Annotated in this window: 7 protein-coding genes; 5 read left to right on the top strand and 2 right to left on the bottom strand. The window is 73.8% G+C overall.

Annotation, left to right across the window (positions count from 1 at the left end):
- Positions 1–226: 226 nt before the first annotated feature.
- On the bottom strand, positions 227–2,047 hold the full coding sequence (locus WMF44_RS38320; protein WP_437294998.1) for a PE-PGRS family protein: 1,821 nt from the start codon (positions 2,045–2,047) through the stop codon (positions 227–229).
- Between the two features lie 243 nt (positions 2,048–2,290).
- Between WMF44_RS38320 and WMF44_RS38315 the strand changes: the two genes are divergently transcribed.
- On the top strand, positions 2,291–3,427 hold the full coding sequence (locus tag WMF44_RS38315; protein WP_437294997.1) for a vWA domain-containing protein: 1,137 nt from the start codon (positions 2,291–2,293) through the stop codon (positions 3,425–3,427).
- Positions 3,428–3,601: 174 nt separating this feature from the next.
- Positions 3,602–5,848 carry a hypothetical protein gene (locus tag WMF44_RS38310; RefSeq protein ID WP_437294996.1) on the top strand — a complete coding sequence of 749 codons (2,247 nt, stop codon included), beginning with the start codon at positions 3,602–3,604 and terminating at the stop codon, positions 5,846–5,848.
- A gap of 135 nt (positions 5,849–5,983) precedes the next feature.
- On the opposite strand, the gene WMF44_RS38305 is transcribed toward WMF44_RS38310, so the two are convergent.
- Positions 5,984–6,820, bottom strand: coding sequence for a ferredoxin--NADP reductase (locus WMF44_RS38305; protein ID WP_437294995.1), 837 nt, complete (start codon positions 6,818–6,820; stop codon positions 5,984–5,986).
- 453 nt (positions 6,821–7,273) lie between these two features.
- Between WMF44_RS38305 and WMF44_RS38300 the strand changes: the two genes are divergently transcribed.
- The 3 genes from WMF44_RS38300 to WMF44_RS38290 all read left to right on the top strand — a co-directional run bounded on the left by WMF44_RS38300 (position 7,274) and on the right by WMF44_RS38290 (position 12,583).
- Positions 7,274–11,317: a hypothetical protein gene (locus tag WMF44_RS38300; protein ID WP_437294994.1), complete on the top strand. Its 4,044-nt coding sequence runs from the start codon at positions 7,274–7,276 to the stop codon at positions 11,315–11,317.
- 93 nt (positions 11,318–11,410) lie between these two features.
- Entirely contained in the window at positions 11,411–12,151 is a 741-nt protein-coding gene (locus WMF44_RS38295; RefSeq protein WP_157907166.1) for a Crp/Fnr family transcriptional regulator, read from the top strand.
- A 120-nt stretch (positions 12,152–12,271) separates the two neighbouring features.
- Positions 12,272–12,583, top strand: coding sequence for a hypothetical protein (locus WMF44_RS38290; protein WP_437294993.1), 312 nt, complete (start codon positions 12,272–12,274; stop codon positions 12,581–12,583).
- Positions 12,584–12,710 lie beyond the last annotated feature (127 nt).

Raw genomic sequence — 12,710 nt, 5'->3', positions numbered from 1 at the left:
GTCAGAAGACGCCAGAAGACGCCAGAAGACGCCAGAAGACGCCAGAAGACGCCAGAAGACGCCAAGATTTATTGTTTTCTTGGCGTCTCTTGGCGTTTCTTGGCGTCTTCTGGCGTCCTAACGTCTCATTTCTCAAATTTCCAAGCTGTTCGGTGTTCTAGCAGGCTGCGCCATCGACTTCGGAGCACACGTGTGGGAGATAGCTCCTCGAACTCAGCAGCGTTGATCAGTTGATCTGCAGGTTCGGGGCCGCCTTGCCGTCCTGTCCCGCGCCCGCGGCGCCGCCGCTCGGGGTCGTGCCGCCGGCGCCGCCGTACCCGGGGGCGCCGGTCGAGCAGCTGTTGTCTCCGAAACTGAAGGTGGCGCTCCCGGATCGCGCCAGGCAGGCGCTCGGGCCACCCCCGCCGCCCGCGCCCGGGCCGCCGTCGCCGCCATTGCCACCCCTGCCGCCAACGCCGCCGTTTCCAGCGTCATCGGGACCGGGGCCGCCAGGGCCGCCGTTCCCCCCGAGCTGCGGCGCTCCACCGTTGCCGCCGTTGCCGCCGTTGCCGCCCTTTCCGGTCGTGATCTCGTTGCGGGAGACGACCACCCGTCCGGCCGCCGCGAAGACGCCAAAGCTCCCGCCTCCACCGTGGCCAGCAGTGCCGTTGCGGCCGCCGAGCCCGCCGCATCCGCCGCTGCCGCCGCCACCGCCGCGATCATCAGGGCCTACCTCGCACGAGCCGCCGCCGCCGCCGCCCGCGCCTCCACCGCCGCCGCCGTTGGTTCCCGGTCGCCCGTTGGTGCCGTTCGCGGGCTGATAGACGCCCGAGGCGATGCTGCCGAGATTCGCGCCCCCCGTCCCCGGCATCCCCTGCGACCCCGCCATGCCTGGCGTGCCATTTTGTCCTGGCGACCGGGTTCTGAAGCAGCGCAACGGGGCGCCCCCCGCGCCGCCCGCCGCGCCCTGGCTGCCCAGATGGCCCGCCGCTCCGGTGTTCGGGCCATGTCCGCCATATCCACCTCTCCCACCAGGCTCGTCACAGGTGGGCGCCGGGCCGGCATTGCCGAGGCCGCTGCAGTCGTTGCAGCCCTGCTCTCCCGCCTTCCCCGCCGTCGCCGTCCCCACCATGTGCGCCGCCCCGCTCGTCCCCGCGGCGCCGGCCCGGCCCTCCTCCACGTTGATCTGGTTGAACCGCACGAAGAGATCCGCCGTCCCCCCGCCGAGGCGCACTCCATAGGTGCTCGCGCCGGCCGACGACGGGCTCAGCGCTTCTATCGAGAGACCCTCGATGTGCGTCGGCTGCGTGATCGACGGCGCGTGGAACACCGTGCCTGTCGCGCGCACGGTGGTCGTCACCGAGGGCGTCCTCCGGAACTTGAAGTCAGCGTTGGCGTGATCGAACCCACCGTAGATGCTGATGCCGGACACGACAGTGACCGCCTCCTGGTACAGCTCGCCCGACAGGCAGATCGCCGGCACCGCGCCCGCCTCCGCCACCTGGAGGGCCCTGGCGATCGTCTCCACCGGCGCGTTGCGCGTCCCGCTGCTGGCGTCGTCCCCCGTGCTCGCCGAGACGTAGATGCATCGCTCGACGAGCCCGTCGCCGCCGTCGCAGTTGTCGTCGATGAACTCGGCGTCGATCGGATCCTCGCCCGCCTCTCCCGCAGCGGTCGGCGTACACGCGTATTCACAGCCGCACTCGTCCCCCGTGAGGGGATTGCCGTCCACGTCGTGTGTGCCTGGCAAGCATCCCAGCGCGCATCGATCCGCGCCCCCAGCGCCGCCGCCGCCCGCCTCTTCGCTGCCCCCCTCTCCACCCGAGCCGCCCTCACCCCCCCCGCCCGAGCTGCCCTCACTTCCGCCCGAGCCGCTCGCGGCGGCGGCGCTGCTCGATGACGCTGTCGTGGCGCTGCTGCTCGCGGAGGGCTCGCCGCCCGCGCCCGAGCCGCCTCCCGTGCCCGCGACTGGCCCGATGAGGCCGTCGCTCGAGCTGCTCGCCGCGCAGCCGATCACCGAGAGAAATGCGAGCAGAGATGCCGTCTCGAGGAAGAATTGTGCGCGCATGCTTAATTCTGCACCTTCGCGCGCTTCTCGAAAAGACTTTGTCTTGCTCGTTTCCAATCACCATGGGGCTGTGCGCCACATTGCGGCTGGCATCAACAACGCGTCCGCCCACGTCATGATGTGCTGCGCCGGCGCGAGCCAGCTCACGATTCCGTGATTCGCCCCTCGCGCCTGTCACCGTCTCCGGTACTCTGTGTCTGCGCACCCGCTTCCGCGCCGTCCTCGCTGTCCTCTGTTGATCTCATGCGCCTCGAATCGCTCCACCTCACCTCGCTCGCTTCCATGGTTGGGCTCGCCGTCGCCATGGGGCTCCATGGCGCGTGTGCAGCGGACTCAGGAGCTGGCCTTGTCTCGTCCTCGTCCTCTTCCTCCTCGGACGGAGCTGGCTCGGGCGGGACCTTTGATCCGGATGGAGGGCTGTCGACCGACGCGCCTGTCGAAGCCCTCGATCCGGACGCAGCGTGTGGCCTTGTCACCGAGGAGGCGATCGCGGTCCCGCTCAATCTCTACATCATGATGGACAAGTCGTCCTCGATGGCGGGCGACAAGTGGACCAGCGCGAAGGCCGGCCTGACGGCGTTCGTCAACAGCGCGAGGTTCGCCGGCGCGCGCGTGGCGCTGCGCTTCTTTCCGCGGGTCGCGGACGACGTGCCGGCCTGTGACCACGAGGCGTACAGGGAGCCGCTGGTCCCGTTCGGTCCGCTCCCCGACAACGCGGGCGCCATCGTCGCGGCCATCGAGGCCGAGTCGCCGAACGGAGCGAGCACGCCCGTCTATCCGGCGCTGGGCGGCGCGCTGCTCCAGGGCATCGACGTGGCGAAGAACCACCCCGGCGAGGCCTCGGCGGTGCTGCTCGTCACCGATGGGCAGCCCCAGGGGCCGGCGGCCCAGTGCGCCGGGGTGGACCCGGAAGATCCGGACGCCATCGCGGATCTCGCGGCGGCGGGCGCGCGCTACGGCACCCCCGTGCGCACCTTCGTGATCGGGCTCCCGGGCGTGAACCAGCGCTTCGCCAACCAGGTCGCGGCCGCGGGAGGCACCGACGCGGCCGTCCTCGTCGGGGCGACCAACATCGCCGTCGAGTTCCAGAACGCGCTCGCGAAGGTCACGGGGCAGGCGCTCCCGTGCGAGTTCGAGGTCCCTTCCCAGGTGGCCGGCGGACAGGTCGCGTTCGACGACGTCAACGTCCTCTTCGGGCTCGACGGCGCATCGCAGCAGCTCCTGCCGCAGCGCCCCGGCTGCGACGGTCCAGGCTGGCGCTACGACGACCCGGCCTCTCCCGCGGCCCTCGTGCTGTGCCCCGACACCTGCGAGGCCGCCAGGGGCGCTTCCATCGCGAAGATCCAGATCCTCCTCGGCTGCGAGACCGTGATCCTCTGAATGGGTGAGGCGGCTCACCGCGCTGGTGGCGTGGGGGGCGCGGATCCTGGGGCCGGCGCGAAGGCGTCGGACCGGCGCGCGCGGGCGGCGCCCAGCGTGGTGAGCGCGCCGCCTTGCAACTCTGCACTGCGCTTTGTGGACTCCGGGCCCCCAGAGCCGTAAGAGGACGGAACCATGACGAAGGAGTCCTCCCTCGCCGCCGCAGGCTCGCCGCGGCACGCCGCCCCCGCCGCGCTCCATCCCGCCCTGGTGCTGAGCGCCTACCTCGAGCCGCTCGTGCGCGGCCGGCGGGTCGCGGTGGTGGGTGACGCCACCATCGGCCTCGCCGACCGGCTGCTCCAGCGCGGAGCCCGCCTCGTCCATGCCTACGATCCGGACGCCGCGCGCGTCGCCGAGAAGCTCGCGCGGACGGCGCCCACCCGGCAGCCGCACCCGAACGTCGCCGTGTTCGAAGGCGATCTCGGCGTGCGCGACGGCGCCTTCGACACCCTCGTCATCCCCGATCTCTCCCTCTTCGGCGATCCCGCCGAGGTCGTCCGGCGCGCCCGACGCCTCACCGCCGCGAGCGGCGTCGCCGTCATCGCGTCGCCGAACCCGGAGGCCGCGCGGGGCCTGCTCCCCGCGGGCGCGCGCCGGGGCGCGGCGCCCGGCTACTACGCGCTCTACGACCTCGTGGCGCTCCAGTTCAAGCAGGTGCGGATGGTCGGCCAGGCGCCGTTCGTCGGCTACACGGTCGCGGAGTTCGCGCCGAAGGGCGAGCCCGAGGTCAGCGTGGACACGTCGATCCTCGACGCGTCCGAGGAGCCCGAGTGGTTCATCGCCGTGGCCGGCGAGCGCCTGCCCAGGCTCGACGCGTTCGCCGTGATCGAGCTGCCGTTCGCCGACTTCCCGGGCGCGAGCGCCGGCGCGTCGCCCGAGGCGCTCACCGAGGCCGAGGGCCGCGCGCAGCGGCTCGGGGGCGAGCTCGCGGAGCTGCGCACCCGGCACCAGCGCGATCGCGAGGACGCCGGGGTCCGCGCCGAGAGCGCGGTCGCCACGGCCGCGCGCCTCGCGGAGGCGGAGGCGGAGCTCGGGGCCAGGGCGGCGCGCCTCCGCGACGTCGAGGCCAGGGCGGGCGACGCCCACGTCCGGGCCGAGCGCCTGTCCCACCAGATCCGCGACATGGAGGAGGAGCTCCGCAGCCAGCGCGATCGCGCGACCCGGCTCGCCAAGCAGCTCGACGACGAGAAGCGGGTGCGGACCAAGGTCGAGCTCGAGCTCGGCATGATCCGCAACAAGCCGGAGATCGCCGGCGCCCGCGACCGCCTCGACGCCGCGACGTCCGACCTCGAGGCCGCGCGCGCCCGGATCGCCGAGCTCGAGGCGCGGCCCGCCGTGGCGGCGCCCGACCCGGCGCTCGCGGCGCGCGTGGAGGAGCTCGAGGCCGCCGCCGCGGGGGCGCGGCGGGAGCTCTCGAAGCTCATGTCGGAGCGGGACACGGCGCGCAGGCGCGCGCAGGAGAGCGAGCGCGCGCTGGAGGAGGCGCGGCGCGCGGCGGGGAGGGTCGAGGAGCTGGAGGTCGCCCGCGCCGAGCTCGCGCGCGACCGCGACCGGCAGAAGGAGCGGGCGGACCGGAACGAGCGCGAGAGCCGCGCGCTGGAGGACCAGCGGAGCGCCCTCGACGCGCGCAGGCTGCTGCTCGAGGCGCGGATCGTGGAGCTCGAGCAGACCGTCGTCGCGCTGGAGCAGCGGGCGTCGGAGCTCGAGAAGCGCGACGCAGGCGAGGCGGCGGCCGCGGAGATCGCGGGCCTCGAGGAGGCGCTGCGCGACCGGGGCCACGTCATCGCGTCGCTCATGGCGCAGCTGCGCGAGAGCGAGCGGGTGGGCAAGGAGCTCGTCGACGAGCTCGGGACGGTCTTCGCGTCGGCGCCGGCCGACGACGGCGGGCCGGGCCAGGCGGCGGACGGCGGGCAGGGCGGAGCGCTCACGGGGCAGGGCGGGCCGGGCGGCGCGGTGGAGGCGCTGCGGCAGCAGCTCGACGCGCTGGCGCGGAGCGCCGCCTCGAGCGAGGCCGACCTGCGCGCCGCGGGATGGAAGATCGCGCAGCTCGAGCGCGAGCTGACCGAGGCGCGCGCCACGGCCGGCTCTCCGCCGGCGCTCCACGAGGAGCTCGAGCAGGCGCTCGTCGCCGCGCAGGCGGAGATCGCGGCGCTGCGCCGGGCGGCGGAGCGGGACGACGTGGCGGCGGCGCGCGAGGACGTGGCCGTCGTGCGCGAGGACGTGGCGGTGGCGCGCGAGGACGTGGCGGTGGCGCGCGAGGACGTGGCCGTCGTGCGCGAGGACGTGGCCGTCGTGCGCGACGATGTCGGCGTGCCGCCCGAGGTGATCGAACAGACGGTGCTCCTCCAGCAGGTCGCCAGCGCTGTCGAAGCGAGCGTGTGAGCCGCGGTCTGGACCGGGGCGGGCGGCGGCCCCGGTCCACATCCGACTGCGCGGCCTGCGCGCCGCATCGACCCGCGCGTCAGCCGTGACGCCGACGCGGGGTCCCGGGCGCAGCCCGGCGCGCGGCGCGCGACGTCACGCCGGGCCGGACAGGGTCGTGCTCTCGGCCGGCGACGCGCTGGCGAGCGGGGAGCGCTTCTCGCCCGCGAAGGCCTTCTCCACGAGGTAGTCGCCCGGCTCGCCGCTGTTGCCCTCCTCGAAGCCGCGCGACTCCAGGAGCGCGGCGGTGTCGGCGAGCATCTCCGAGCTGCCGCAGAGCATCAGCCGGTCGTGCGCGGGGTCGAGCGCGGGCAGCGCCAGATCGGCGAAGATGCGGCCGGACTCGAGGAGCGCGGTGATCCGGCCCTCGGTCTTGAACGCCTCGCGGGTGACGGACGGGTAGTAGCGGAGCTTGGGCCGCACGATCTCGCCGAGCAGCTCGTCCGCCGCGAGCTCGTGCTCGAGGTAGCGCCCATAGGCGAGGTCCTGCACCCGGCGGCACGTGTGCGTGATGACCACGCGCTCGAAGCGCTCGTACGTCTCGGGATCCTTCACGACGCTGAGGAACGGCGCGAGGCCGGTCCCGGTCGCCAGGAGCCACAGGGTCCGGCCCGGCCGCAGGTTGCCGATCGTGAGCGTGCCCGTCGCGCGCTTGCCGACGAGGATCGTCTCGCCGACGGCGATGTGCTGCAGGCGCGAGGTCAGCGGGCCGTTCGGCACCTTGATCGAGAAGAACTCGAGCGTCTCCTCGTGGTTCGCGCTCGCGAGGGAGTACGCGCGGACGAGCGGCTTGCCCGCGACAACGAGCCCCATCATGCAGAACTGCCCGTTCGCGAAGCGGAAGCTCGGCGAGCGGGTGGTCTTGAGCGTGAAGAGCTTGTCCGTCCAGTGGTGGACCTCAAGCACCGTCTCTTCTGTGTAACCGGGTACCATGTCGTTCATCCTTGTCGGTGCGAAAGCATCGCGGCGAGGTGGTTCGAAAGAGCGCGCTCCCCGATCAGGAAAGCGGGGCGGCGCCGCGGTGCGCGAGCGCGCCGAGCTCTACCGCAAGGTCGTCTTCCATGAGTTCGCCGCTTCACATAGCAATGATGCAAATGATAATCAAGATCGCCATCGACCCGTGGGGCCGTCCTCGGTGGCTCCGCGGAGCGTCGCCACGTTGTTGCGCACGACCTCGTGGCGCGTCGTTCTCTAGGGGCGGCGGCGCTCCTTGACGATGCCCCTGGAGCCGCTGGCCACACGCCGCGGAGACCGCGTGCCGCGGGTCGGGCGGCGACGGCGGGCCGGGCGGGGCGCTCATGGGCCGGGCGGGGCGCTCACGGGCCGAGCGCTGCGCCGCGCGGCGTCTCTGTGCGCACGCGGTCGCTCGCGCTAAGGACCGGGCCGATGCGCGCTCCTCGCCCCCTCTCCACGCTCGCCCGGCTCGCCGGCGCCGCCGCCCTGGCCCTCGCGCTCGGCGCCTGCGGCGCGGTCACCGCGCCCGGCGCGAAAGACCCCATCGCCTCGCTCCGCGACGCCGGCGCGCATTCGGCCGACGGCGAGGTCGTCGGCCGCTGGCTCCTCGGAGAGCTCCTGGTCCCGGGCGGCACGCCCGCCGGCGCCAGGGAGGCGCGCAAGCGCCTGGAGGGGATCGGCGCGAAATCGATGCTCGCGTCGCTCGGGCGCGCGATCGACGACCAGGGGCACGGCCGCAACGCGCGCGCGGCGGCGGCCTACCTCGATGCGCTGGACGCCGCCCGGGTGAGCGCGCACCCCGACGCCCCGCTCGTGGGCTGGTTCGCCGCGAACCGCCTGCTCGGCCTGCGCTCCAGCGTCGCGGGCCTCTGGAAGAAGTCCCGCGAGGTCGTCCTGCGCGCCATCGACCACCCGGGCAAGCTGGGCTGGCGCGCGCGCGGAGAGCTCGTCGAGTGGTGGAGCCTCGACGGGCTGCCCGACGAGGCCGCCGCGGCGCGCCCGGACGGCGCCGCCGGCACCGCCGACGACGCCGCCGACGTCAGCCGCGCGGCGCCCGCCGTGCCGCTCATCGACCGCGCGGCGCGCCGCTACGGGTGCATCGAGAACGCCCGCTTCGCCGGCCCGTTCGGCCGCCTGGCGGCGAGCGATCACCGCGTCCACTACGAGGCGGAGCGCGCCGGCCCCTGGCCGCCCGTGTTCCCGCGCGATCCCCACCGCAGAGGCCCGCCGCGCGTGCTCGGCGCCGAGCGCCGCGGCTGCCAGCTCTCGGCCGTCGCGCCGGAGGGGCCCGGCGAGGGCGGGGCCAGCGGAGGCATCTTCTACGTCGAGACCTTCATCGACCTGCCCGCCGAGCGCGAGATGCTCATCGCCGTCCAGGGGGCCTACGCCATCCTCGTCGACGACGTCGAGGTGCTGACGCGCGACACGAAGCAGTGGGGGATCTGGCCCCGCTTCGGCGTGCGCCTGCGCCTCGGCCCCGGCCGGCACCGCATCCTCGCGCGTGTCGGGGGCCGCGACACCTCCATCCGCCTGCTCGCGCCCGACGGCACGCCCCTCGGCGTGGCCACGTTCGCCGATCCGACGCCGCCCTATTCGCTCGTCGCACCCGAGGTCCTGCCGGATCCCAACCCCATCGAGCCGTTCCTCACGGCGCTCGGCGTGCCGCCGCAGCCCGCGCCGAAGGTGGCGCGCGCGCTCGGCCTGCGCGGCGCGCCCCCCGCCGAGCGCGACGTGGGCGATCCGATCGCCCGCTACCTCGCGGCGACCATCGCGCACCTCGAGGGCCAGGACGACGTGAGCGCCGTGCTGATCGAGCCGCTCGTGGCCGATCCTGCGCGCGCCACCGGCCCCGCGCTCGCGGCCCAGGCGGTCTTCCTCGAGAAGGACCCGATCTTCCCGGCGTCCGACGGGCGAGACCTCGTGAAGGACGTGCGCGCGCGCGCCGCGGAGAAGGACCCGGAGCTCTGGTACCCCCGCCTCTGGCTCGCGCTCGAGGAGGCCGACAAGGTCGGCCTGTCCGAGATGACCCGCACGATCGAGGCCCTCGCCGGCCGCTTCCGGGAGGTGCCCGACCTCCTGAAGACGCTCGCCGCGATGTACTCGCGGCTCGGCTGGCGCGTCGAGCACGTGCGCACCGTGAAGGAGGCCGCCGCGCGCTTCCCGGACGACATCGAGGTGCTGGGCGCGCTCCTCCGGATCCACGACGGCGACGGGCACATCGCGCAGGCCGACGCCCTCGCCGCGCGCATCCGGGAGCTCGATCCCGACGCGGAGATCGAGCTGGAGAGGGCGATCGATCGCCGCGATTACCCGGCGGCGATCAAGGAGCTCCAGCGCCTCGGCTCCGCCCGCAAGGATCGCAAGGACATCGCCGCGCGCATCGCCGACCTCCTGACCCGCGCCGGCAAGCGCGCCGAGTCGTTCGAGCAGCTCGAGCGCGCGCTCGCGAAGTCGCCGGACGACGCCGACGCGCGCCTCGCGCTCGCGGACGCGCGCTTCGCGCGTGGCGAGCGCGACGCGCTCCAGAGGGCGCTCATCGAGGCGATCCGCACCGGCGCCGACACCTCGGGCCTGCGCGACGCGATCGAGCTGCTCGACGGTACGACGGAGCTCAGCCCGTACCGGCTGGACTCGAAGAAGGTGATCGCCGAGCACGAGGCCTCGGGCGAGGTCATGCCGGGCACGGCGGCGCGCGTGCTCGACTATGCGGCCATGTGGGTCCACGAGGACGGCTCGGCGCGGATGCTCCAGCACGAGATCATCCGGATCCAGTCGCGGGAGGCCATCCAGGAGCACGCCGAGCAGCGCATGCCCGAGGGGCTCGTGCTCAAGCTCCGCACGGTCAAGCGCGACGGGTCGATCCACGAGCCGGAGTTCATCGAGGACAAGCCGACCGTGACGATGCCGCACCTCGAGGTGGGCGACTACATCGAGGTGGAGAACCTGTTCGTGCTGCGCGGCGACGGGCAGGGGGGCCTCACGTTCCAGGGCCCACGCTGGTTCTTCCGCGAGGAGAAGGTCCCCTACTGGCGGAGCGAGTTCATCGTCGTGTCGCCGAAGAGCCGGCCGCTCGACGTGGAGGCCTCCGGCCCCGTCCCGGCGCCGGAGATCGTCGAGTCCGGCGCGCTCGTCACGCGCCGCTACCGGGTCGACAAGAGCCCCGCGCTCCCGGAGGAGCCGGCGAGCGCGCCGATCTCGGAGTTCCTTCCGAACATCCGCATCGGCTGGGGCATCCGCCTGGACAGCACCATCGCGCGCATGGTCGACGCGGCCGCCGACGAGACGCCGCGCGATCCGCGGCTCGTGCGCATCGCGCGGGCGATCGCACGTTCGCCGCGTACGCCGGCGGCGGGCGGCGGCGAGCAGGGGAAGGCCGCCGGCGCCGCGCAGGGCGCGCGCGGCGAGGACGGGGGAGCGGCGCCGTCGAAGGACGAGCAGGCGCGCCGGATCTACCGGTGGGTGCTCGCCAACGTGGAGCCGGGGCGCGAGGACGACGGCCGCCGCGTCGTCATCGGCAAGAGCGGCAACCGGACCGAGGCGTTCCTCTACCTGTGCCGCCTGGTCGGCATCGACGCCGGCTACGGCGTCGTGAGCGACCGGCTCACCGCGCCGCCGCGCGGGCCCATGAGCGAGGCCGAGACGTTCAACGCGCTCGCCGTCCGCCTCGACACAGGGGACAAGCCCGGCGCGGGCGGGGTGCGCTGGATGTTCGTGCGCGACAAGTTCGCGCCGTACGGCTACCTGCCGAGCTCCCTCCGCGGGCAGCCGGCGATCGTGCTGAAGCCGGGGACGCCGCGCGAGGTGACGCCCTCGTCCGGCGCGCACGACGGCGTGGTCACGGAGGGCGTCGCCGAGGTGGCGAGGGACGGCTCGGCCTCGCTGGCGATCGAGCAGCGCTACGAGGGCAAGCTCGCGATCACGCTGCGCTCGGCGCTGGAGTCGCTCCCGGACGCCCAGCTCAGGGACGCCGTCGAGTCGCGCCTCCTGCCGCAGATGGTGCCGGGGGCGCGGCTCCAGGCGATCGAGATCAAGGAGCTGAGCGAGATCGACCGGCCGCTCACGCTGAAGATGAAGATCGCCGCCGCGAGCTTCGCGCGCGCGCAGGGAGGGGAGCTGGTCATCACGCCGCCCTTCGGCGTGCGCGTGGCCAGCCTCGCCAGCCTGCCGGTCCGCGAGACGCCGCTCTACCTGTCGGAGCAGATCGCGACGCGCTCGGAGGTGCGGCTCCGCGTCAAGCTCCCCGCGGGCGCGCGCGTGGTCACGAAGCTCGCTCCGTCGACGGCGGACGACGCGGGGCGCGCCGTGCGGGTGAACGATCGCATGGAGGGCGGCGCGCTGGTCCTCGATCGCTTCCTCGAGCTGCCCGCGGGCCGCGTGCAGCCCGATGCCTATACGAAGTTCCAGCAGTTCGCCCGCGCGGCGGACGGCGCGCTCGACCGGGACATCGTCGTGCAGCTCGACCGCGACGGACGCTGAGCGAGGCGCTCCGCTCGCCCCGCGCCGGGCCTCGGTCGCAGGGATTCCTGTGTGTCAACCCACGCGGGATGGATTACTCTTTTGTTCCCTACGGTGAGCGATCTGGATTCCCAGTACGCGCAGGATGCTGGCCGCCAGCCCACGGATCCCGTGAAGGCCCGGGTGGCGCGCGCCTTCCGGCTCTCCTCGCTGTTCGCGCAGGTGGATCGCGAGGTGCGGGAGGCGGTCACGGACGCCGCGGTGCTCGAGGTGGTGGCGTCCGACGCGGCGATCTTCGAGCAGGGGGCCCCCGCGGACACGCTGGTGGTGCTCGGCCGGGGGCGCGCGCGCGTCGAGCGCGTCAACGAGGCGGGGGCGGCGTTCCCGCTCAGCTACCGCGGCACGGGCGACGTGCTCGGCGAGTCGTGCCTCGGCGGGCTGGAGACGCGGACGGAGCGGGCGATCGCGATGGATGAGGCCGAGGTGGTCCGGGTGCCGCTCGCGCTCGTCCGCGAGCTCTGCGCCCAGCACCCGGGGCTCGGGGGCGCGGTGTTCGCGCTGCTCGTCGCGCGGCAGCGGGAGACCGAGGACCGGATCGAGTCGATGCTCTTCAAGAACGTGGGAGGGCGCCTCGCCGAGTTCCTCCTGCACGCGGCGGAGCGGTGGGGCGTGCCGACGCCGCGTGGGACGCTGATCTCGGCGCCGATCACGCACGCGGAGATCGCCCAGGTGATCGGGTCGACGCGCGAGACGGTGACGCTGACGCTCGGGGCGTTCCGGAAGGAGGGGGTGCTCGACGCGGCGGGGCGGCGCCTCATCGTCAAGGACCGCGAGGCGCTCGCCCGCAAACGCTAGGGCCGGTGACGGCCGGGGAGCCGGCCCGCTCCGCGCCGGCGCGCGCGCCGTTCCCAGTTGACGTGGCGCACGAAGCGTCGATACGCCTTCGCGGGTCGACCCCGCAGGAAAGGACCGCTCATGCCGAAGCTCAGCTCCGGGACAGCCATCGCCGTCGCATTTCTTTTCGGTTGCTCCGCGTCGTACGTCGCGCCGCGCTTCCTGGTGCCGCCGGTGCAGGCGGGGACCGATCCGCCCCGGTGGGAGATTCGGTGCGTGGACGTGGAGACCGCGCGCGTCAGCGACAGTCAGGTGATCGAGGTGACCACCACGTCCGGATGGAACCCGGTCCTCAAGCGGTTCGGGCAGGAAGGCTGGGAGCCGGTGCAGTTCCTGCGCAGCGAGATGACCGCGAAGATCGACGCCGTGTGCTTCAAGCGGCCTCTCCTCTGACATTGCGCACGTTGCGCACGCGGCGCGCGTGGCGCGCGGCCGCCGCGCGCCTGGAGGGCGGTCGCGCCGGGAAGGCCGCCCGCGCCGGGGCACGCCGAGACGGCCGCCGCGCGCCGGGAAGACCGCG

This window comes from Sorangium sp. So ce426, assembly GCF_051475585.1.
Classification (GTDB): domain Bacteria; phylum Myxococcota_A; class Polyangia; order Polyangiales; family Polyangiaceae; genus Sorangium; species Sorangium cellulosum_B.
The sequence above is the reverse complement of the archived record's forward strand: the minus strand, read 5'-3'. Positions and strand labels throughout refer to the sequence as shown.

Bases quoted from the DNA above. Each gene is read 5' to 3' on its own strand.
- WMF44_RS38305 (WP_437294995.1), bottom strand. From the start codon at position 6,820: ATGGTACCCGGTTACACAGAAGAGACGGTGCTTGAGGTCCACCACTGG.
- WMF44_RS38320 (WP_437294998.1), bottom strand. From the start codon at position 2,047: ATGCGCGCACAATTCTTCCTCGAGACGGCATCTCTGCTCGCATTTCTC.
- WMF44_RS38300 (WP_437294994.1), top strand. From the start codon at position 7,274: ATGCGCGCTCCTCGCCCCCTCTCCACGCTCGCCCGGCTCGCCGGCGCC.
- WMF44_RS38315 (WP_437294997.1), top strand. From the start codon at position 2,291: ATGCGCCTCGAATCGCTCCACCTCACCTCGCTCGCTTCCATGGTTGGG.
- WMF44_RS38290 (WP_437294993.1), top strand. From the start codon at position 12,272: ATGCCGAAGCTCAGCTCCGGGACAGCCATCGCCGTCGCATTTCTTTTC.
- WMF44_RS38310 (WP_437294996.1), top strand. From the start codon at position 3,602: ATGACGAAGGAGTCCTCCCTCGCCGCCGCAGGCTCGCCGCGGCACGCC.